Source organism: Cohnella zeiphila, from assembly GCF_014212055.1.
Taxonomy (GTDB): domain Bacteria; phylum Bacillota; class Bacilli; order Paenibacillales; family Paenibacillaceae; genus Cohnella; species Cohnella zeiphila.
On record NZ_JACJVO010000032.1, the window covers coordinates 80,034 to 99,981 of the forward strand.

Below are 19,948 nucleotides of genomic sequence, written 5' to 3' on the forward strand. Positions count from 1 at the left end.
CGGTTCGCCCTCTTTTCCGCGCATTTGGTATAGTGGAACATATAGAGACGATGCCGGGAGGATTGCATGCTCACCTATACCATTGCGCTGCTGCTGGCAGCAGCCGTATTGCTGGCGGCGGGTCCGGGCCGTGAAGCCAACCGCTGGGCGGCCGTTTTCCTGTTTTTCGCCGCCATCGGCGGGCTGGCCGACCGGTTCGGCGAAGCCGGCTGGACGAGCCTGGAGAATATCGTCCGTCTCGTCAATCTCATCGCGACGCCGTACGCGGTCGCGGTGTTTGCCATCCTCTACGCGGAGCTGCCGCTAAGTCGTCCCGGGCGTCTGCGGCTGTGGGAGGCGCTGCTCCTGCTGCCGCCCGCCGCGTCCGCGGCGTTCGCCCTTGCGGCGCCCGGCATGCGCGTCGATGACGGCTGGCTGCTCGTCTGGGCCGCTCCCTATTATGCCGGCTCCTGCGCGCTTCTCGCCGCCGGCGTCGTCCGCGAGCCCAACCGCGCGAAGCGCCGCAGCAAGCTGGTGACCGCGCTGATCATGATCCCGAGCCTGCTGGCCGTGCTGCTTTTCATCTATATCATTAAGCCGGTCGACCCGTCGTTCGACTACTTCCGCTACGTGTCGTTATTCTTCCTTTACTCGTTCGCCGCGGGCATTCTGTTCCTGTTCGTATACGGCGTGCTCGGTCTCAAGCTGCGAGTGGAGCGCGACCCGATGGAGCGGGCGATGGAGTCGGCGGGCTTCGGCATGCAGCTGCTGAGTCACTCGATCAAGAACGAGATCGGCAAGATCGCCATCAGCGCGGAAAACGTGAAGCGTTCCCTGCACCCGGACGGCGGGAGCGACGCGGACGAGCAGCTCGAGCGCATTACGCGCTCCTCCGGGCATCTGCTGGCGATGGCCGAGCGGATTCACGGCCGGACGAAGCGCATCGATCTGCGTCCCGAGCCGTGCCGGCTCGACCGGCTTGCGGAGGAGGCGGCGGACCGGCTGCGGGAACGGCTGGAGCGTCAGCATGTCGCCGTTCGCTTCGCCTTCGCCTCCACGCCGACGCTGCTGGCGGATCCCGTCCACCTCGGGGAAGCGATCGGCAACCTGCTCGCGAACGCCGTCGAGGCCATGCCGAACGGCGGAACGATCGAGGTGGCCGTCCGGCGCGACCGCCGCGGAGCCGCGCTGTCGGTTCACGACGACGGCATGGGCATTCCGCCCGATCGCGTCGGGCGGGTATTCGAGCCCTTCTACAGTACGAAGCAGGGGGCCGGCAACTTCGGCCTCGGCCTGTCTTACGTCTACAACGTGATGCGGGCCAGCCGCGGCTCCGTCGAGCTGACCAGCCGGGCGGGCGAAGGCACCCGGGCGACGCTCTATTTTCCGATATCCGTCATCTTGAACTAGAAAGGGGCTTCGTCCATGGAGGATCGCATCAGAATCTTGCTGGTCGAGGACGATTCGGATTGGATCAAGGCGATGACCAGCTATTTGAACGGCGAGGACGACCTGCTTGTCGTCGGCGCGGCCATGGCCGCGGATGAGGCGGTCCGGCTGGCGCGGACGCTCGACTTCGACGTCGCGCTCGTCGACATTCAACTTGCCGAAGGCGGGTCGGAGGGCATTCGCGCCGCCGCCGACCTGCTGGACGTTCGGCCGGTGCGGGTCATCATGCTGACGTCGATGAACGATGAGCACACGATCACGAGGGCGTTCACGGCCGGGGCCGTCAACTATATCGAGAAAAGCCGGTTCCGGGACATCCCGCAGGCCATTCGCGCCGCTTGCCGCCAGCCCGGTCCGATGGACGCCCTGCTGAAGGAGTTCGCGCGGCTCAAGCGCGAGGAGCAATTGAGCGGGCTGACGCCCGCCGAGCGCGAAGTGTTCGAGCATCTGGAAGCGGGCTATACGCAGGCGGAGATCGAGCGCAAGCTTTTTAAGACGGAGAGCACGCTGAAAAACCAGGTCGGCAAAATCTTGAAAAAGCTGGGCGTTCGGACGAGCAAGCAGGCGGTGGACAAAGTGCGGCGCAGGGGAATCGATTCGGAATAGCGCGATACAGCCTTGCTTAATCGGCGAGAGCCCGGAATATGTTCGCTTTCGCTTCCGCAACCAACCGCTCATCGTTCTCGTCCATGGCCTGCATCCATATCAAAATCGGAATATATACGGCGATCAATCGAGCCAATACCTTCGTCTCTTCATCCGCATCGCCATATTCTTTGAAAAAGTCGGAGCGAGCATGAGGAGGCAAGAAGCTATAAACCACGTTCAAGTCGCACGCAGGGTGTCCTAGATGGATATCCCCCCAGTCAATAATCCCCGAGACCCTTCCGATCTCGTCGACCAGCATATTTTTAAAATGAAGGTCGCCATGAAGGAGTACATACCTTTGTCTCACTCTGTCCATGCTGAGATGTTCCAAGTAATCCGAGATCGCCCGATGTTCTTCTTCATTCAGATGAAGGGCAAGCTTGGAGAGGAATGCCTGCATCTTTGCTTTACGCATTGCAATGTCCGTCAGATTTCTATGGTCCTGTCGGACTCTATTTTCCTGGGCGATTTTCACGGGGAAGTCATGCAATTTTTTTAAAAATCGCGCAAGCGTTATGGCGGATAAGGCACGCTGCTCGTCCGTTAATCCGATCGGAAACTCTCCGTGTAGATAGGGATAGCCTAAAAAGGGCGAGGGATAACGAGAGGTCCCTTCTCCCCAAAAAAGCGGTATCGAGAATGCAATGGAAAGATAATCTTTAAGCTTCGGCAGTATCTTGCCTTCTATCGTTAATGATTGAATGGCGACTCTTCTTCTGGGAAAGCGAAATACATATTCGGCCCCGACCTTGAAAACCGTGTTATCCCAGCCATATCCCAGTTTTTGTACCGTTTTTGAAGCCAACTGTGGAAATTGACTATTTATCAGCTCTTGCGCCAAATCTACCGTTACTTCCCATTCCGCATCCCATTCGTTGGAACCTCCCATATCCGCGGATCACCTCTTGCAAAAATTAGAAAAGCGTCTTGCCTCATTAAGTTTGTTTCCTAATTATATCCGGAATCGCGAAAATTTGACGAGGGGGACTACGTTTCGTAGTACCCCTTTTTGCCGCGGACCTACAAATGTGAGGACTGCACGGGAGAGCGCCGGCATTCTACACTGAGGACATCCAGAAAGAGAAGGAGCCGGTACGCCATGAAAAGCGAACGCCTCGGCAGCCGGGACACCCGCTCGCCGTCAAGCCGGGATGCCGAACCGCTCGTGCTGCTCATCGACGGCGAATGCGTGCTGTGCGCCGGCATCGCCCGCTTCGTCGCGAAGCGCGATCCTCGCGGCCGCTTCCGCTTCGCTTCGCTGCAATCCCGCGCGGGAGGGCGGCTTGCGGCACAATGCAGCGGCGATGGTGCGGCACTGCCCGACAGCTTCGTGCTGATCGAGGGCGGCCGCTGCTATACGCGCTCCGAAGCGGCGCTGCGGGTTCTGCGGCGGCTTCCCCGCGGCTGGCGGCTGCTGTATGCGCTGAAGGCGGTGCCGCCGCGGTGGCGGGACGCGGTTTACGACGCGATCGCCGCCCGCCGCCGGCGCTGGTTCGGACGGCAGGAGGACGCTTGCCTGGTGCCGCACCCGATGCTGCGAAACCGCCTGCTGACGGACGGCGAGAAAGAGGAGGGAGAAGGGCTATGATCGCCCCCGGAAAACCGATTTATGTAGAGCTGCCGATCCGCACGAATATGGAGGCGCTTTGGATGCACACCCAGTCGCCGAAGCTGCATCGCGAATGGGACTTGCGCTTCAGCGACATCGAATATTTGCCCCGCCGGGACGGCGAAGCGCGGCAGCGGTTCCTGTACCGTACCCGAATCGGCTTCGGTCTCAGCGTGTCGGGCACCGGCGTCTCGCGGTCCTATCCCGCCGGCCCGGGAGAGGAGCGGCTGTCCACGCTGCGCTTCGGCTCGGAGCAGCCGATCTCCCTCATCCGCGAAGGCGGCGGCTACTGGCGATACAAGCCGGAGGCGGACGGCATCGTGTTTATCACCCGCTATGACTACCGGACCCGCTTCGGCGAGCCGGGCGTCCTGTTCGACCGCCTGCTGTTCCGTCCGCTGTTCGGCTGGGCCACCGCCTGGAGCTTCGACGCGCTGCGCATCTGGCTCGAGCGCCGGATTCCGCCGGCGGCGACGATTCGGCTGGCGCTGGTGCATTACATAAGCTTGCTGCTGCTCGCGTCGCTCTGGTTCTGCCAAGGACTTGTCCCTAAGCTGCTCTTCCCGGACAGCGGAGACGCGGCGCTGCTCGCTGCGACGGGCTGGTTCCCGGCCGGCGCGGAACGTTCATGGACCGCCGCGCTCGGCATCGCCGAGATCGCGCTGGCCGGCTTGCTCCTGGCGCGCCATCGCGACAAGCGTTCGTACGCGCTGCAAAGCCTGCTGCTCGTCGTGCTTACGGGCGCCGCGCTGATCGCCCGGCCGGGGCTTCTGTCCGAGCCGTTCGGTCCGCTGACGCTCGGCGCCGCCATGCTGGGTCTCGGCCTCGTCGCTGCCTGGACGGCCGGAGACCTGCCGAGCGCCCGGCGCTGCCGGCGCCATCCCCGGGCGCGCTAGTTCCCATTTCACATCCCATCTGTTCAGGAGGAGTTATCCATGGCATCCATCTACGAGCAAGCGCTCGGCCAAGACTTCGGCAAGCTGCATCCTCGCATTCGAGAGCGATTCGGCTTCGGCAGCGAGGACGGCGTCGCCTCCGTAGGTGCCGGCGTTATGGACCGCGTCTGGCATGCCGGGCTGGCCGCTCTCCCGCTCCGCGTCGGCGCCTCCCGCCACATTCTGCTTCCGCAGAGCGGCCGGGACGTTCCTTTTACCATCCGCAACTACGCCTATCGCGACCGCTTCGGCCGGGAGACCGTGACCTGGTGCCGGACGTTCGATTTCCCGAACGCGGCGCGAAAGTTCGACGCTACGATGATCTACAGCCGGCAGCGGGGGCGAATCGTCGATTATCTGGGCACCAAGCAGCATCTCGCCGTCGATCTCGACATCGCCGCCGACGGCAACGGCGGCATCCGGATCCGTTCCGGCGACCAGCGTTTCTACGAGGGCTTCCTTAGCTTCCGCTTTCCCTCTCTGTTCGCAGGCACGGCCGACGTCTGCGAATGGTACGACGACCGCATCGAAGCGTTCCGGATCTCCGTCCATGTCGTCAATCCGCTCATCGGCACGGTTCTCCGCTACAGCGGGCGGTTTCAGGCCCTCATCGTGCCTGCCGCGGGTGAGGCTGCGATTCCGCCGGACGTTCGACCGCTCCGGGAGGAGCGGCGCGAATAAGCGAACGGACAAAATCGCGACCGAGGCTCTCCCCCTTGTCTATACAGGGGGGAGTTTTTTCATAAGCGGCGCCTTTGTATAATAGCAGGCATTACGATACATAGGTTGATAGGTTCGGCAGGATGCTGGAGCAGCGGAAATGGCGGCTGACGGCGGCGCCGGTTTATTTGAGTTTTCAGACGGATGTCTCTCTATTCATTCATTTCTATTTTCTGCAAGAAAGGAAGAAGGTTATGAATCACGGTGGGCGGCGGTCGGCGTTTGTTTGGTCCCGAAAAAGGTGGCTCTTCGGGAGTTTATGCTTCCTGCTCCTGTTCGGAGGGGTCTTCGCGATCGGTCCCCGGCCGACCTATGCGGCAGAACGGACGGCAGGGACGTGGGCGGAACTGACCGACGCGTTCGCGAATGCTCCGAGCGGCGACACTGTCGTATTAAGCGGCGATATTACGCAGACTTCAGATACGTTGTACTTGCCAGTGCTCAAAAATTTGACGCTGGATCTTAACGGACACATATTGTCCATTACAGCTGCCCCCTTAGGTGCAGCACCCGGTTTGGGGGTGAATGCCGGTTCTTCCTTGACGATTGAAGACACGGCCGGCAATGGGCTATTGAACGCAACTGGCAGTCTGCAAGGCGCCGGCATCGGGTCGGACAGAGATAAAACCGCCGGAACGATCATTATCAATAGCGGAACGGTAATTGCGGTAGGAGGAGATCAAGGAGCAGCAGGAATAGGCGGAGGTTCGGGAGGAAGTTGCGGAACGGTAATTATCAACGGCGGGATCGTGAATGCGACAAGCAATAGAGGGGGGGCGGGAATCGGCGGCGGCACGGGCGGGCTCGGCGGAACAGTGACCATCAACGGCGGGACGGTAAATGCGACAGGCAACGGTGGAGGCGCGGGAATTGGCGGCGGCTACAGAGGATTCGGCGCAACGGTGAATATCACGGGGGGAACGGTTACACCGTCCACGGGGAATACTCCAGGTATTTCCGCTATCGGTACCGGATCTGGAGGGTCCCTTTTCGAACCCTTGAGCAATAGCGGTACGATCGTGCTTCAGAGTGGGCAGCAATTAATCATACCAGACGGAGCTTTTTTTACGAATTCAGGAACGGTTGAAGGGGAGGGGGCGATAAAAGGGGATGGGACCGTCGCTAATTCCGGTACGATCAAGAGTACAGTATCAGGGATAACTGTCACTGGCAATGCATACGACTTGACGTTCGACTTGAACGGCGCACCCGGCACGCCGCCGTCTTCCCTGCACGTATTGGCCTCGACAGTGCAGGAAGCCGGGTTGAGCTTGGCGACTCCGAACCCCGAGGGATATGAGTTCGACGGATGGTATACGTCCGACGGGGTTCTTTTTACGGATACGACTCCGATCCCTTCGATTACGAGCACGGGCGGCGCAACGCTCTACGCCCATTGGAAGGAATTCAAAATCGGGGCCGTCGGCGCATTGTCGGACATTCATGTTCCGTATGGCACGGAGTTGGAAGACGTCGGGTTGCCGGGGAGCGTTAATGTGACTCTGAGCAATGGGGCAACGGAGGCGGCGGCGGTAACGTGGGATGGGGGCTCTCCGGCTTACGACGGAGCCAAGGCGGGAACCTATGTGTTCACAGGCTCGCTGACGCCTCCTACAGGCACGGCGAACCCGGATGGCAAGACGGCCAGCGTCAATGTTATCGTAGACCAACCGACGGTATCATCGGTAGGCACGTTGTCGGACATTCATGTTCCGTATGGCACGGAGTTAGAAGGTGTCGGGTTACCGGGGACCGTCAATGTGACGCTGAGCAATGGGGAGACGAAAGCGGCGGCGGTTACGTGGAACGCTGGCACCCCGGCATACGATGGCGCCAAGCCAGGTACGTATGCGTTCACAGGCACGGTGACGGCGCCGACGGGGTCAACGAACCCGGGCGGTAAGACGGCGAGCGTGAATGTCATCGTGGAGGAACCGACCGTGACCTCGGTAGCCACCCTTTCGGACATTCATGTCGCGTACGGCACCGAACTGGAAGACGCCGGTTTGCCGGCGACGGTAGACGTGACGCTGAGCAGCGGGGAGACGAGGCAGGCGGTAGTTTCGTGGGACGGCGGCACTCCAGCCTATGACGGCGAGACGCCGGGCACATACGCATTCACGGGTACGCTGACAGCTCCGACGGGATCGACGAACCCGGACGCCAAGACGGCGACGGTTAATGTTATCGTAGAGGAACCGACGGTGACCTCAGTGGCCGCATTGCCGGACATTCACGTCGCGTATGGCACAGAACTGGAAGACGCCGGTTTGCCGGAAACAGTAGACGTGATGCTGAGCAACGGGGACACGAAGCAAGCGGAGATTGCGTGGGACGGCGGCACTCCGGCCTATGACGGCGAGACGCCGGGCACATACGCATTCACGGGTACGCTGACGGCTCCAACAGGATCGACGAACCCGGACGCCAAGACGGCGAGCGTGAATGTCATCGTAGAGGAACCGACGGTGACCTCGGTAACCACCCTTTCGGACATTCATGTCGCGTACGGCACCGAACTGGAAGACGCCGGTTTACCGGCGACGGTAGATGTGACGCTGAGCAGCGGGGAGACGAGAAAGGCGGCTGTTTCGTGGGACGGCGGCACTCCAGCCTATGACGGCGAGACGCCGGGCACATACGCATTCACGGGTACGCTGACGGCTCCAACAGGATCGACGAACCCGGACGCCAAGACGGCGAGCGTGAATGTCATCGTTGAGGAGCCGACCGTAACTTCGGTGGCTACAATGTCGGACATCCATGTCGCGTATGGCACGAAGCTGGAAGACGCCGGTTTACCGGCGACGGTAGATGTAACGCTAAGCAGCGGGGAAACGAAGTCTGCGGTAGTTTTATGGGACGGCGGCACCCCGGCCTATGACGGCGAGACGCCGGGCACATACGCATTCACGGGTACGCTAACGGCTCCGACAGGATCGGCGAACCCGGACGCCAAGACGGCAAGCGTTAATGTCATCGTAGAGGAACCGACCGTGACCTCGGTAACCACCCTTTCGGACATTCACGTCGCGTACGACACCGAACTGGAAGACGCCGGTTTACCGGCGACGGTAGATGTAACGCTGAGCAGCGGGGATACGAAGCAAGCGGAGGTTACATGGGACGATGGCACCCCGGCATACGATGGCACCAAGCCCGGCACGTACACCTTCACGGGCACGCTTATCGCCCCGGCAGACTCAACGAATCCGGACGGCAAGACGGCGACAGTCAATGTCATCGTTGAGGAGCCGACCGTAACTTCGGTGGCCACATTGTCGGACATCCATGTTGCGTATGGCACGAAGCTGGAAGACGCCGGTTTACTGACGACGGTAGATGTGACGCTGAGCAGCGGGGAGACGAGAAAGGCGGCTGTCTCGTGGGACAGCGGCACCCCGGCATACGATGGCACCAAGCCCGGCACGTACACCTTCACGGGCACGCTTATCGCCCCGGCAGACTCAACGAATCCGGACGGCAAGACGGCGACAGTCAATGTCATCGTTAAGGAACCGATCATAACTTCGGTAGCCGCATTATCGGATATCCATGTTCCATACGGCACGGAGCTGGAAGACGCCGGTTTGCCGACGACGGTAGACGTAACGCTGAGCAGCGGAGAAACGAAGCAAGCGGAGATTACATGGGACGATGGCACCCCGTCATACGATGGCACCAAGCCTGGTACGTACATGTTCGCGGGTACGATAACCGCCCCCGCTGGTTCGACGAATCCGGACGCCAAGACGGCGACTGTTAATGTCATCGTAGAAGAACCGACCGTAACTTCGGTGGCCGCATTGTCGGACATCCATGTGCCATATGGCATGAAACTGGAAGACGTTGGTTTACCGACAAAAGTAGACGTGACGCTGAGCAGCGGGGAAACGAAGCAAGCGAGGGTTACATGGGACGGAGGCAATCCGGCCTACAGCGGCACGAGGTCCGGTGAATATACGTTCGCCGGGTCGCTGACGCCGCCGGACGGAGCCACCAACCCGGACAACAAGACGGCGTGGGTGAAGGTGATCGTGAACAACGCTCCGATTGTGATGCCGGCCACCCGTCAGACGGTCTATTGCGGGGCCGGAATTTGCACGGCGAATCTGGGCGATCAGGCGAAGGTGTCCGTTCCGGCCCATGCGGCAGCCGAGCCCTTTTCACTAACGTTAGAGATGCTTGAATCGGACAATTTGCATTTGCCCGACGGAGCGCAGTGGCTAAGCAAGGTCTTCCGTCTATCCAAGAGTATCGAAGAACCGCTTCAACTGCCGATGACGCTGCAAATCAAACTCGAATCTACGAAGATCGGGGATGACCATAAAGCCGCCCTGTTCGCTTACGATGAGCCAACCGGTCAGTGGACGGAGGTAGACGGCAGCCTGATGGGAGATGTTTTTACCGCCCAGACGGACCAATTTGCCGGGTTCGCCGTCCTCTCCGTCGCCGAACAGACTGAGCAAACTCCGCCGCCGTCCCTACCGGATGAACCCGACATTCATCTTGGCGATATATCCGGACATTGGGCGGAGACGGAGATCGAAGCGGCGGTTGCCAAAGGAATCGTGACGGGGTATCAGGACGGCAGCTTCCGGCCGAATCAGCAGGTGTCGCGCGTGGAATTTACGGCGATGCTGAACCGCGCGCTGAAGCTGAACGGCAGCGGAGACTCAAGCGGGAGTTCGGAACAACCGGCATTCGCGGATGCGGCAAGCATTCCGGCGTGGGCGCGATCGTCCGTTGCGGAAGCGATGGCGCAAGGGCTGATCCAAGGGTTCGCGGACGGGACGTTCCGGCCGGGCGACTTGATGAGCCGGGCGGAAATGGCGGCGATCGCGGCGCGCGCGCTGCATCTGGAAGCAAAGGGGACGGAGCTCATCTTCGCGGATGCGAACGACATTCCGGCGTGGGCGAGAGAAGCGGCGGCGCTCGTGCAGCAAGCCGGGCTGATGAAAGGCATTGACGGGAACCGATTTGCTCCCCTTGCACCCGTAACGCGAGCGGAAGCGGCCGTATTGATTATCAGAATAATCGAGCAGCCGCAATAAATGTCCGTATGCTGATTAGAGAATCGCGAGAGAAAGCTGTTGCAGCGCATACAGGACATGTGCGCGTTAAGGAGAAAATAAAAGTACGGAGGAACCGACAGCCAAAGCCAATCGGCTCCCCCGTATTTTTTGAGAATGGGACTTTATCAAATAGTTCGATGATCCAACAAAGCCAGCCCGCAGCGGAGAAGCTCCAGTTGACGTTCGCGAGCGATCCATAGGGCTTCGGCTTCTTGAGTATCGATCAACCGGAAAAGCACCCGTTCGCCGGGGCGCATTTGGGCGAGAACGGGAAGATCGACAGACGCCGCCTGCGCGATCCGGGGGTAGCCTCCCGTCGTCTGGCGGTCGGCCATCAGCACGATCGGCCGTCCGTCGGGAGGCACCTGCACGGTGCCCATCGTGACCGCCTCCGAGAGCATATCCTCCTTGGACGATATTTGCAGCGGAGGTCCGGACAGCCGGGTGCCCATGCGGTCCGATTGAGCCAGCATGGCGAACGGTTGCGCCAGGAATCGATCCCGGCTCTCGGCATCGAACCAATCCCACTCCCGCCCCGGCATTACGCGTACCATGACAACGCCATCCGCGAGCTTGTTCTTGCCCGGAGTTCTCCATTCGGGGCCGAGAAACCAGGTTGCGGCATGGAGACGATCGCTGCCGGCCCGCTCCTCCGTTCCCAAGTGCCGCCGCCGCAGGCCTACATACGTATCCAGCCGGTCGGCTGCCTGTAACGGTCTTCCCTTGAAGCCGCCGAATCCGTTGCGCACAGCCGTCGAACGGCTCCCGAGCACCTCCGGAACCGAGATTCCGCCGCGAAACGCAACCATCGTGCGGTACCCTTCCGATGCCGTCCCGAATGTCACCGTGCTCCCTTTCGGAATCGTGACGGGCCTCCACATCGGCAACGGAGCTCCGTCGACGCTCGCCTTCATATCCGCTCCGCATACCGCCGCAACGACTTCTTTCTCTATCCGGATTGCCGCCCCGGATAGAGTCATTTCCAGAGCGGCGGCATCCTCCGGATTGCCGACCAGCAGATTGGCCAGCCTCAGCGACAATTCGTCCATCGCCCCGCCGACAGAGACGCCGAACCGCTGCCAGCCCGTACGCCCCCGGTCCTGCACGGTTGTGAACAGGCCGGGTTTTATGACGGTCAATGTCAAATCAGAGGCCCTCGCTTCCGTCCGGGTGGGCGGCCGGCAGGAACCGAACCGCGTCTCCCGCAGCCAATAAACTCGGAGGAGCTTGATCCGGCCGGAACAGCGGCAACGTCGAGCGGCCGATCAGGCGCCATCCGCCGGGGGATGCGAATGGGTAGATGCCCGTCTGGGTTCCGGCGATTCCCACGCTTCCTGCCGGGACGCGCGGCCGGGGCGTCGGCAGACGCGGCGCGGATATTCGCCCGGACATCCCGCCGAGATACGGGAAACCGGGCATAAAGCCGATCATATATACCGTATACGGCCGCGACGTATGAATCCTTACGACTTCCTCCGGCGTCAATCGATTGCGCTCTGCGACATAAGGCAAGTCCGGACCGCATTCGGAACAGTAGCAGACGGGAATTTCAAACGTGCAGCCGGCCCTCGGGCCTGAACCTGTCGCCGCCCCGGAATGAACGCGCTCCGTTAACCATTCAGCCACTTTCGCCTGCACCCCGCGAGCCGTCCGCCCCGGCTTCTCCGACTGGTCCGCCTTTCCAGCCGCAACGGGATCATAATAGACGGCTACGGATGCATAGGAAGGGACCGCTTCTTGAAATCCGGGAAACGGCTGTTCCTCCAGACTGCGAGCAAGTTCCAACACCTTGCGGTGCGTAACGGGGTCAATCCCGCCTTCGTAAGCGACAATAAGCGCGCGCTCCCCCAGCGGAGCGATCCTCACACCTTCTGCCAACGTCCCGCGCTCCCTTCCATACAACTTCCCCGGCCGGCCGCCGCCTGCTTAGACAGATAATGGAGTTGCTAACGAAGCGCCTCGGGGCCGATCCTCGACGCTTCGCCACGAGCCTGACGCGATCTCCGGACAGCCGCTCAGTTGCCTGGCATATAAGTAGACCCAGCCTTCGCGCTTGCCGTCGATATCGACGATACGCGCTCGCTCGTATTCGTTCCGCGGGTCCTCCGGCGCATAAAACTGCTCCAACCGATCCAACGCGGGCAGCCCGGCCTCGCTTACGGTCATCCATTCACCCGCGATAACGCCATCGGCGCGGTCTTCAGAGAGCACCAGCGCAGGGTACGGTCCGACATTGTACAGCTTTCCTTGCACAGCCCCCGGCTCGGAAGCGATCAGATAAGGAGCGACAATAGGAAAGTTAGCTTCTCCCGTTAACAACGTGCCGTACACGAATAGCCGAATCATGGCCCGAACCCCTTTCCACTATGAAAAATTGGTTGTTGAGACAGTTAGGCCTTCGCCGTATGGCGATCCTTTGGAAGCAGCAGCGCGGAGACCCCCAGAAGAGGAAGGAAGGCGCAAACCTGCGTAACGAATTCAATGCCTCTCGCATCGGCGACCCAGCCGAGCACGCCCGAGCCAAGACCGCCGAGACCGAACGCCAGGCCGAAGAACAAGCCGGAGATGAGACCGACGTTGCCCGGAAGCATCTCTTGCGCATAGACGACAATGATCGAGAAAGCCGACGACAGAACGAGCCCGGCACAAACGACGAGCACGCCGGTACCGAACAGGTTCGCGTGCGGCATCAACAGACAGAACGGCGCCGCCCCAAAGATCGAGAAGAAAATAACGTTCCGGCGGCCGTATCGGTCTGCCATCGGACCTCCAAGGAGCGTTCCGATCGCCGATGCGAACAAAAACGAAAACAGCAGCAATTGCGCATGCGCAACCGACAAACCGAACTTATGAATCATATAAAACGAATAGTAGCTTGTGATGCTGGAAATGTAGACATATTTGGAGAAAAGCAGGAAGACAAGAATCGCAACGACCCCAACGACCCGATTTCGGGGCAATATGGCGACACGGCCGGCATGGGGGGCCTCGCGCTTGGCAACGGCGTGCATCGGGATGTTGGCGCGATACCAGCCTGCTACGTACGCCTGGATCACGATGCCGGCCGACGCGGCTACGGTAAACCAGATGACGCCGAACTGCCCCAGAGGAACGAACAATACCGCCGTCATAATCGGGCCCAGCGAGTTGCCGATCGTTCCTCCGACTTGAAAGATCGACTGCGCGAGTCCGCGTCTGTTCCCGGAGGCCATATAGGCAACCCTGGACGATTCCGGGTGAAAGACGGCCGATCCGATGCCGATGGCGATAACGGCAAGCAAGATGGCGCCGAGGTTCGGCGCCATGGACAGCGCGACGATGCCGGCCAAAGTGAAGACGACCCCTGCAGGCAATAGTCGGGGTCGGGGATGAGCGTCCGCCATTCTCCCGACCATCGGTTGCAGCAGCGAAGCGGTCATGCTCATGCAGAAGGCGATCAGCCCGATCTGCTTGTACGACAAATGGAGCGAGTCTTTTAAAATCGGAAAAAGCGCCGAAACGGTCGACTGCATCGTGTCATTCAATAAATGCACGATGCTGATGGCGATCAGAATCGGGAAAGCGGTCGTCGCTGCAGCAGGCGCCGATTGTGCCCGGACGCTGAGCGTGTTCGAATTCATGATTCAACTCCTTTTGTCTGGATTGGCGGCAACAGTTTGCGGAACGATGTCGCTTCTCACCTCCTTTCATTGGCGGCAGGTAGCGGAGCCTCTTTTTTTGAGAAGCACAAAAAAGCCCCCGTCCGGGTATGAATGCAAGAATAGACGGAGGCCTCCGTCGTATTCGGCAACTGGCTGGCATAGCGGATACGGGATCCGCCTTAGCCCCTTTAGCTTTGCGTCGCCGCTTTTCAGCGGGTTTGCTATTATCGTACGATGTCGAATTTTCAGTTAATTAGGTTACACCAAGAATATAAATGACAAATTCAAGAAGCGCAATGATAGATTATTACTGTTTTACCGATAGGGCGGATCGGGCGAAACTTCACCCAAATAAGCGCCGACTTTTCATTAATCTTTTATCTGCCCGCGGTAAGCTTGAGATCGGGGGCGAGACCCTCAAGGCGGGACGAGGGGCGAACGATCATGTCGAAAGTGCTCATTGGGGATGCGAGGGTTGGAATGCAAGTGGCAAAGGACGTGTATTCCGCCGATCAATTAAAGCTGATATCGAGCGGAACCGTTCTGACGGACAATCACCTTGCGAGATTGAAGAGGCATCTGGTGAGAGAGATCGAGATTGCGGACGGGAAGAGTAAGCTCGTTTATCCCGGCATCGAGCCGAGACGTCAAGCTGCCGCCGTTCCTTCCAGAGACGAGAAGGAGGATCTGCGGGCCGCGATCCAAAGATTGCCGTTATTCGCCAACTTTGCCGAAGAGCATACGAGCCTTATTTTGCAGCATTCCAAAAGAGCGAGGCTCGGTGCGCACACCGTACTGTTCCGCGAGAAGGAACAGGGTCATACCTTCTTTATGATCCTTCAAGGCTCGGTCAAGATTTATTCCCGAAGCGATACGGGGAAGGAAAAAATTCTTTCCGTTCTGACGGCCGGCGAAGGGGTGGGCGAGCTCTCCCTGATTGACGGCAAGCCGCGGTCCGCTTCGGCGCTTACGCTGGAAGAGACGGAACTGCTGGTCATTTCGCGGGATAGCTTCCTGAAGCTGTTGAAGGGCAACTTCGAGATGATCCGGTCGCTTATGGCGGATCTGGCGGACCGTCTGAGAAAGACCAATGAGCATGTGAATGATTTGGCTTTTCGCGATCCGCACACGCGGGTGATTAAAAACCTGATCCAGCTGGCCCGCCGCTTCGGACAAAGATCGGAAGAGTACGTCCTTGTGAAAATGCCGCTGAATGACGACGAACTCTCGCAAATGGCCGGCGTGAAGAAGAGAGTGCTGGGCGACGTGATCCGCCAACTGGAAGTCAAGCAGGTGCTCCGCATGCACGAAGATTCTTTCGAGTTGAATTTATCTAAACTTCGATCCTGATGAAGCTCCCTGCCGCAAAGGGAGTTTTTTGTTTTCATTATTTTTTTATTTGAGTTTGCTATCATTCACGGTAAATGATGTCGCAGCCGAGAGGACGAGACGCCGATGCCGAAGACGATGGAGACTCGCAAAGGGGAAGAAAGCTCTGCCCGAAGCGGTTCTACTTCCCGAATCGCGGAAGATTCGCAGGAGCAAGCGGAGGAAGAGAGCCAGGAGACGGACAAGTCCGCTATTCTGAAAAGATTGAAAGCCCAAGGGGCGGTTCGCGTATTTCCGGGGATGGAGGCGGAGACGCCAAGCCGGACGGAAGCGCCTCTAGCGCAAGAGCCGGTCGCCGAAGCGCCGAGGTCGGGCGGGGAGGCCGAGTCGTCCGAGAGCGAGTCGCAGGAATCGGGCGGAGGCGGAATCGACCAAGCGTTTCATGAACGCGTGCAAAAGCAGACGGATGCGGCGAACAATCCGGCGTGGTACGACCTTCCCCAGCATATCGAGAATGCGCGCTACGGCAAGTGGGATTTGTCCCAGAGCCGGGATCGGAGCGGCAACCGCAGGCAGGACGCCAATCTCGAAGAGGATGTCCGGACGAATCAGATCGAGAAGCGGCTGATGCCGGGCACGTTCGATCTGACGCAGAAAGCCAAAAATGCGGTGAACGACGTCGTGCAAAATCCGGGGCAAACCGCGATCGGCATGATCCCCTTGGTCGGCAAGGGTCTCAAGCAGAAGGCAGCGGAGAAGTACGACGTGAAGGAACGCGACCTGCTCAGGGGGATCGCGGCGACGTCAAGCAATGAAGCGATCAAGACCAGCGCGTCTTCTCAAGCGAGAGCGCTCGGAACCAAAATCACCAGCGAGCGGGTGAAAGCGGGAATCGGCACGGTGACGGGATTGGTGGGCGATCTCGTGCCCGGAGCCGGATTGGTGACGGGGGCGGTGAGCACCGCGGCGGGACTTGCCGGCGATCTGGCGACATCCGGCGAGCGGAACCAGGTGAAGAAGGCGCGAGCGCGCGAGGAAGCCCGAAGAGCGATGGGCAAGAAGGAATTTTCGGCCTATGAGAATATCGATGAATTCATCGATCTGGAGAAGCAGCGTCATGCGCTTGTCGCGGCGGGCAAAGGGAATGGGGGCGCAACCGCGCCGGCCGTCGACAGCGGCGAGCAGGTCAAGCGGCTGACCGCCCATGCGCGAGGCGAGACGGCGCATCACAAATATTACAAGCAGCGCGCCAAAGAAGTGGAGAAGGAACGGGCGGAAGCGGCCAGGCCGAAGACGGAAGAAGGCGGGCTCATGTCCCGCATGAAGCGGTTCTTCGGCCGTTCGTAACGGGGGGATTACGATGGATCAGGTTGTCCTGGAGTCGGACGCGGCAGTCGAAGCAATCGGAGAGACTCCCTATCCGGACGGCACGGCCCATGTCAAAGGCTGGCTGGAATGGCTCGACGCCGGCATCGCCCTGATGCTGCATCGAAGAGAGAAGCTGGAAAAGGAATTCGGTACGGCGGCGGACGCGTTCGTCACCGGGACGGCGGGCGGATCCGAGGAAGAAGGGACCGAACGGGAGCTATTCGTCCAATGGGAGCGCGCGCGCAACCGGGCGGAGCAAGCGACGCGTCTCGGAGAGCGGGAGAACGCGTTTTTGCCGCTGCCGTATTTGGCCCGCCTGTTCGGGCTGTCGGCGCTGGAGACGAGAATCGTCATCGTCTGTTTGGCCGTGGAAGTCGACCGGAAATACGAATCGGCGTTCGCGCTGCTGCAGGGCGAACGAAGCGCGACGTATCCCAGCCGCGATCTATTGGCGTCGCTCGCCGCGGGCGATGCCGCCGAGCGCCGGACGGCCGTGCGGATTTTGCGGGAAGAGGGCTTGCTGGCCCGTTATTTCCTGCGCGAGGCGGGCGGCGCGCGCAAAGGCGGAACGACCTTAAACCGCTACTGCCGGCTGGACGATCGAATCGTCCGTTTCGCGCTCGACTCGGCCGCCCTGCCGGAAGCCATGGCGCGCTATATGACCATCGTGCCTCCGGCCTCGGTGCCGGAGCCGCTGCTCGGTCATTTCGAGATTCAGGACAAGCTGCGCAGCTGGATGACCCGCCGCGCCGCAACCGAAGAAGCTTCGCTGGTCGTTTCCCTGTGGGGGAACGAGGGAGCGGGCAAAAGAACGCATGTCGCCCACCTCGGCGTCCATTTCAACGAAGCGCTGCTGTACGTAGATATGGCAAAGCTGCCGGAGGATGGCCCCGACGGTCCGGATGCGCTGGATGCCGTCTTTCGCGAGGCGGCGATTCAGCAGGCGATTCCCGTATTTTGCGGCTTCTTATTGAGATCGGACGGAGAAGCGGAAAAGCGCCGCAAGCAGGATCTGTTGGAACGGTTGTCCCGGCTGCCGGGCATCGCCTTCCTGCTCTCGGAGGAGCCTTGCGGTCCGATCGATCGCCGCGGCGTCATTGAGCTGGAGCTGGAAATTCCGGGACTACGGGACGAGGAGCGGGCGGAGGCATGGCGGACGCTGTCGCTCGCTTACGAGATAGAAGACGGGATCGACTGGGAGGCGCTCTCGTCGCGCTTCTTGTTCAATCCGGGACAGATGGCAAGCGCGATGGCGGCAGCCCGCGCTTCGGCCCGTTGGCGGACCGGCGGGGACGGCCATGAGCGGATCGGTTGGAGCGATCTGATTCAAGCGTGCTACAAGCAGATAAGCCATAACCTGAGCGCCAAGTCGAAGCGGCTGTCGCCGAAGCAGCGCTGGGCGGACCTGGTGCTGCCCGAAGCCCAGACCCGCAAGCTGCAGCACGCCTGCCATCATATCCGTTACAAGCATAACGTATACGGCACTTGGGGATTCCAGGGCAAGCTTTCCTACGGCACCGGAATCAGCTTGCTGTTCTCGGGCCCGCCGGGCACGGGCAAGACGATGGCGGCGGAAGTGGCCGCGAACGAGCTGGACATGGAAATTTACAAGATCGATTTGTCCCAAATGATCAGCAAGTACATCGGCGAGACCGAGAAAAATCTACGCGAAATCTTCGACGAAGCCCAGTCGAGCTATGCGATACTGTTCTTTGACGAGGCCGACGCGCTGTTCGGCAAGCGTTCCGAGGTGAAGGACGCCCACGACAAGAACGCCAATACGGAAGTCGCGTATCTTCTGCAGAAGATGGAGGAGTACCGGGGCATCTCCATTCTGGCGACCAACTACCTGCAGAACATGGACGAGGCTTTTCTGCGCAGAATCAATTACGTGATCCGCTTCCCGATGCCGGACGAGAAGCAGCGGGAGGCGATCTGGCGGAACATCTTCCCGCGGCAGACGCCGCTCGCTTCCGACCTGGATTGCGGCTTTCTCGGCCGCAAGCTGCAGCTGTCGGGCGGGAGCATCAAGAACGTCGCCCTGACCGCCGCTTTTCTGGCAAGCGGGGAGGGGGAAGCGGTCGGGATGAAGCATATTTTCCAAGCGTACCAATACGAGCTGGACAAGACGAATCGGACGCTGACGCGGGACGATCTCGGCGAATACGCGTATTATTTCGAGGAGATCCGGAGCATCTGATTTCGCCGGATCTTCTTCAGCTCGAACCCGTTCAGAAAAAAGAGAGGAAGGGGATTGACGAGAAGCTGCGGCCTATGCTAATGTTTAAAACATACTTATCGGGTTGGAATTAACGGCTTTACCGATCGCCGACCGAACGGACGGAGGCGCCTTCTGAACAGAGGCGTCTCTTTTTTTATGGTCCGAATCGCTTATGCTCCGGGGAGGGAACTAGACATGGCCGAATCGATTCTGGAGATCAGCAGCGTGTCTCGGGTGTTCGTCAAGAACAAATCGACCGTGACCGCGCTTGACCGGGTCTCGCTGAACGTCAAGCGGGGAGAATTCATCACGCTGATCGGGCCGAGCGGCTGCGGCAAAAGCACGCTGCTGAAAATCATCGCCGGCCTGGACACGCAGCTGGAAGGCAAGGTTCTGCTCGAGGGGGAGGAGATCGTGAAGCCCGGCATCGACAAGGGCTTTATTTTCCAGGAGCCGCGGCTCTTCCCCTGGCTCACTGTCGAGAAGAACATCGCGGGCGACCTGTCGCTGCGCCGGCCGGAGATCCGGGACAGGGTCGCGGAATTGATCGAGCTCGTTCGGCTTCAGGGCTTCGAGAAAGCATACCCGAAGGAGCTGTCCGGCGGCATGGCCCAACGGGTCGCGATCGCCCGGGCGCTGCTGCGCAATCCAAAGGTGCTGCTGCTTGACGAACCGTTCGGCGCGCTCGACGCGTTCACCCGGACGCATATGCAGGAGGTGCTGCTCGAGATTTGGGAACGGAACCGCACGACGATGATCTTCGTCACTCACGATATCGACGAGGCGATCTTCCTCGCGAACCGGGTCGTCATCCTGAAGCCGCGCCCGGGTTCGATCCGCGGCATCGTGCCGGTCGATCTGCCGTTTCCGCGCAAGAAGGCGTCGAGCTCGTTCCAGGAGCTGCGCATCAAAATCTTGAACGAATTCGAGAAGGTCGACGATCTTGAGCTGGAGAGCGGCTTCGTCATCTGACC

The 19,948-nt window shown here is 60.2% G+C and carries 15 protein-coding genes and 1 riboswitch; of the genes, 10 read left to right on the top strand and 5 right to left on the bottom strand.

The features are described from left to right. Positions 1–66 precede the first annotated feature (66 nt). A complete protein-coding gene (locus H7C18_RS24455; RefSeq protein WP_185131733.1) occupies positions 67–1,389 on the top strand; it encodes a sensor histidine kinase in 1,323 nt (440 codons plus the stop codon). A 15-nt stretch (positions 1,390–1,404) separates the two neighbouring features. Continuing rightward, positions 1,405–2,034 (top strand): response regulator, encoded by a 630-nt coding sequence (locus H7C18_RS24460; protein WP_185131734.1) that lies wholly within the window; start codon positions 1,405–1,407, stop codon positions 2,032–2,034. A 16-nt stretch (positions 2,035–2,050) separates the two neighbouring features. On the opposite strand, the gene H7C18_RS24465 is transcribed toward H7C18_RS24460, so the two are convergent. Then, positions 2,051–2,965: a phosphotransferase gene (locus H7C18_RS24465; RefSeq protein WP_185131735.1), complete on the bottom strand. Its 915-nt coding sequence runs from the start codon at positions 2,963–2,965 to the stop codon at positions 2,051–2,053. A 210-nt stretch (positions 2,966–3,175) separates the two neighbouring features. Here H7C18_RS24465 and H7C18_RS24470 point away from each other — a divergent pair, with 210 nt between their 5' ends. The 4 genes from H7C18_RS24470 (at position 3,176) to H7C18_RS24485 (ending at position 10,394) form a co-directional block, all read left to right on the top strand. Continuing rightward, positions 3,176–3,664: a thiol-disulfide oxidoreductase DCC family protein gene (locus tag H7C18_RS24470; protein WP_185131736.1), complete on the top strand. Its 489-nt coding sequence runs from the start codon at positions 3,176–3,178 to the stop codon at positions 3,662–3,664. Continuing rightward, positions 3,661–4,581, top strand: coding sequence for a DoxX-like family protein (locus H7C18_RS24475; RefSeq protein WP_185131737.1), 921 nt, complete (start codon positions 3,661–3,663; stop codon positions 4,579–4,581). The genes H7C18_RS24470 and H7C18_RS24475 overlap by 4 nt, the downstream gene beginning before the upstream one ends. 39 nt (positions 4,582–4,620) lie before the next feature. Continuing rightward, entirely contained in the window at positions 4,621–5,301 is a 681-nt protein-coding gene (locus H7C18_RS24480; protein WP_185131738.1) for a DUF4166 domain-containing protein, read from the top strand. Positions 5,302–5,534: 233 nt separating this feature from the next. Continuing rightward, positions 5,535–10,394, top strand: a complete 4,860-nt coding sequence (locus H7C18_RS24485; protein ID WP_273387907.1) for an Ig-like domain-containing protein — start codon at positions 5,535–5,537, stop codon at positions 10,392–10,394. Between the two features lie 146 nt (positions 10,395–10,540). Here the strand turns inward: H7C18_RS24485 and H7C18_RS24490 are convergent, their stop codons facing one another. Genes H7C18_RS24490 through H7C18_RS24505 form a run of 4 tightly spaced genes read right to left on the bottom strand, consistent with a single transcriptional unit; the run spans position 10,541 to position 14,035 of the window. Continuing rightward, positions 10,541–11,560: a 5-oxoprolinase subunit C family protein gene (locus tag H7C18_RS24490; protein ID WP_185131740.1), complete on the bottom strand. Its 1,020-nt coding sequence runs from the start codon at positions 11,558–11,560 to the stop codon at positions 10,541–10,543. A gap of 1 nt (position 11,561) precedes the next feature. Next, entirely contained in the window at positions 11,562–12,293 is a 732-nt protein-coding gene (pxpB, locus tag H7C18_RS24495) for a 5-oxoprolinase subunit PxpB (protein WP_238357932.1), read from the bottom strand. A 48-nt stretch (positions 12,294–12,341) separates the two neighbouring features. Next, entirely contained in the window at positions 12,342–12,761 is a 420-nt protein-coding gene (locus H7C18_RS24500) for a gamma-glutamylcyclotransferase family protein (RefSeq protein WP_185131741.1), read from the bottom strand. Between the two features lie 44 nt (positions 12,762–12,805). Continuing rightward, positions 12,806–14,035 carry an MFS transporter gene (locus tag H7C18_RS24505; RefSeq protein ID WP_185131742.1) on the bottom strand — a complete coding sequence of 410 codons (1,230 nt, stop codon included), beginning with the start codon at positions 14,033–14,035 and terminating at the stop codon, positions 12,806–12,808. Positions 14,036–14,197: 162 nt separating this feature from the next. Further along, positions 14,198–14,289, bottom strand: a riboswitch (cyclic di-GMP riboswitch). A gap of 247 nt (positions 14,290–14,536) precedes the next feature. Between H7C18_RS24505 and H7C18_RS24510 the strand changes: the two genes are divergently transcribed. The 4 genes from H7C18_RS24510 (at position 14,537) to H7C18_RS24525 (ending at position 19,946) form a co-directional block, all read left to right on the top strand. Next, positions 14,537–15,406, top strand: coding sequence for a Crp/Fnr family transcriptional regulator (locus H7C18_RS24510; RefSeq protein WP_185131743.1), 870 nt, complete (start codon positions 14,537–14,539; stop codon positions 15,404–15,406). A 105-nt stretch (positions 15,407–15,511) separates the two neighbouring features. Beyond that, positions 15,512–16,732 (top strand): hypothetical protein, encoded by a 1,221-nt coding sequence (locus H7C18_RS24515; RefSeq protein ID WP_185131744.1) that lies wholly within the window; start codon positions 15,512–15,514, stop codon positions 16,730–16,732. Between the two features lie 13 nt (positions 16,733–16,745). Then, positions 16,746–18,953, top strand: coding sequence for an ATP-binding protein (locus H7C18_RS24520; protein WP_185131745.1), 2,208 nt, complete (start codon positions 16,746–16,748; stop codon positions 18,951–18,953). Positions 18,954–19,169: 216 nt separating this feature from the next. Beyond that, positions 19,170–19,946, top strand: coding sequence for an ABC transporter ATP-binding protein (locus tag H7C18_RS24525; protein WP_185131746.1), 777 nt, complete (start codon positions 19,170–19,172; stop codon positions 19,944–19,946). Positions 19,947–19,948: the final 2 nt, after the last annotated feature.

What these genes read in the sequence shown, in the direction of transcription:
- H7C18_RS24455 (WP_185131733.1), top strand. Translation starts at nt 67, where the DNA reads ATGCTCACCTATACCATTGCGCTGCTGCTGGCAGCAGCCGTATTGCTG.
- H7C18_RS24460 (WP_185131734.1), top strand. Translation starts at nt 1,405, where the DNA reads ATGGAGGATCGCATCAGAATCTTGCTGGTCGAGGACGATTCGGATTGG.
- H7C18_RS24465 (WP_185131735.1), bottom strand. Translation starts at nt 2,965, where the DNA reads ATGGGAGGTTCCAACGAATGGGATGCGGAATGGGAAGTAACGGTAGAT.
- H7C18_RS24470 (WP_185131736.1), top strand. Translation starts at nt 3,176, where the DNA reads ATGAAAAGCGAACGCCTCGGCAGCCGGGACACCCGCTCGCCGTCAAGC.
- H7C18_RS24475 (WP_185131737.1), top strand. Translation starts at nt 3,661, where the DNA reads ATGATCGCCCCCGGAAAACCGATTTATGTAGAGCTGCCGATCCGCACG.
- H7C18_RS24480 (WP_185131738.1), top strand. Translation starts at nt 4,621, where the DNA reads ATGGCATCCATCTACGAGCAAGCGCTCGGCCAAGACTTCGGCAAGCTG.
- H7C18_RS24485 (WP_273387907.1), top strand. Translation starts at nt 5,535, where the DNA reads ATGAATCACGGTGGGCGGCGGTCGGCGTTTGTTTGGTCCCGAAAAAGG.
- H7C18_RS24500 (WP_185131741.1), bottom strand. Translation starts at nt 12,761, where the DNA reads ATGATTCGGCTATTCGTGTACGGCACGTTGTTAACGGGAGAAGCTAAC.
- H7C18_RS24505 (WP_185131742.1), bottom strand. Translation starts at nt 14,035, where the DNA reads ATGAATTCGAACACGCTCAGCGTCCGGGCACAATCGGCGCCTGCTGCA.
- H7C18_RS24510 (WP_185131743.1), top strand. Translation starts at nt 14,537, where the DNA reads ATGCAAGTGGCAAAGGACGTGTATTCCGCCGATCAATTAAAGCTGATA.
- H7C18_RS24515 (WP_185131744.1), top strand. Translation starts at nt 15,512, where the DNA reads ATGCCGAAGACGATGGAGACTCGCAAAGGGGAAGAAAGCTCTGCCCGA.
- H7C18_RS24520 (WP_185131745.1), top strand. Translation starts at nt 16,746, where the DNA reads ATGGATCAGGTTGTCCTGGAGTCGGACGCGGCAGTCGAAGCAATCGGA.
- H7C18_RS24525 (WP_185131746.1), top strand. Translation starts at nt 19,170, where the DNA reads ATGGCCGAATCGATTCTGGAGATCAGCAGCGTGTCTCGGGTGTTCGTC.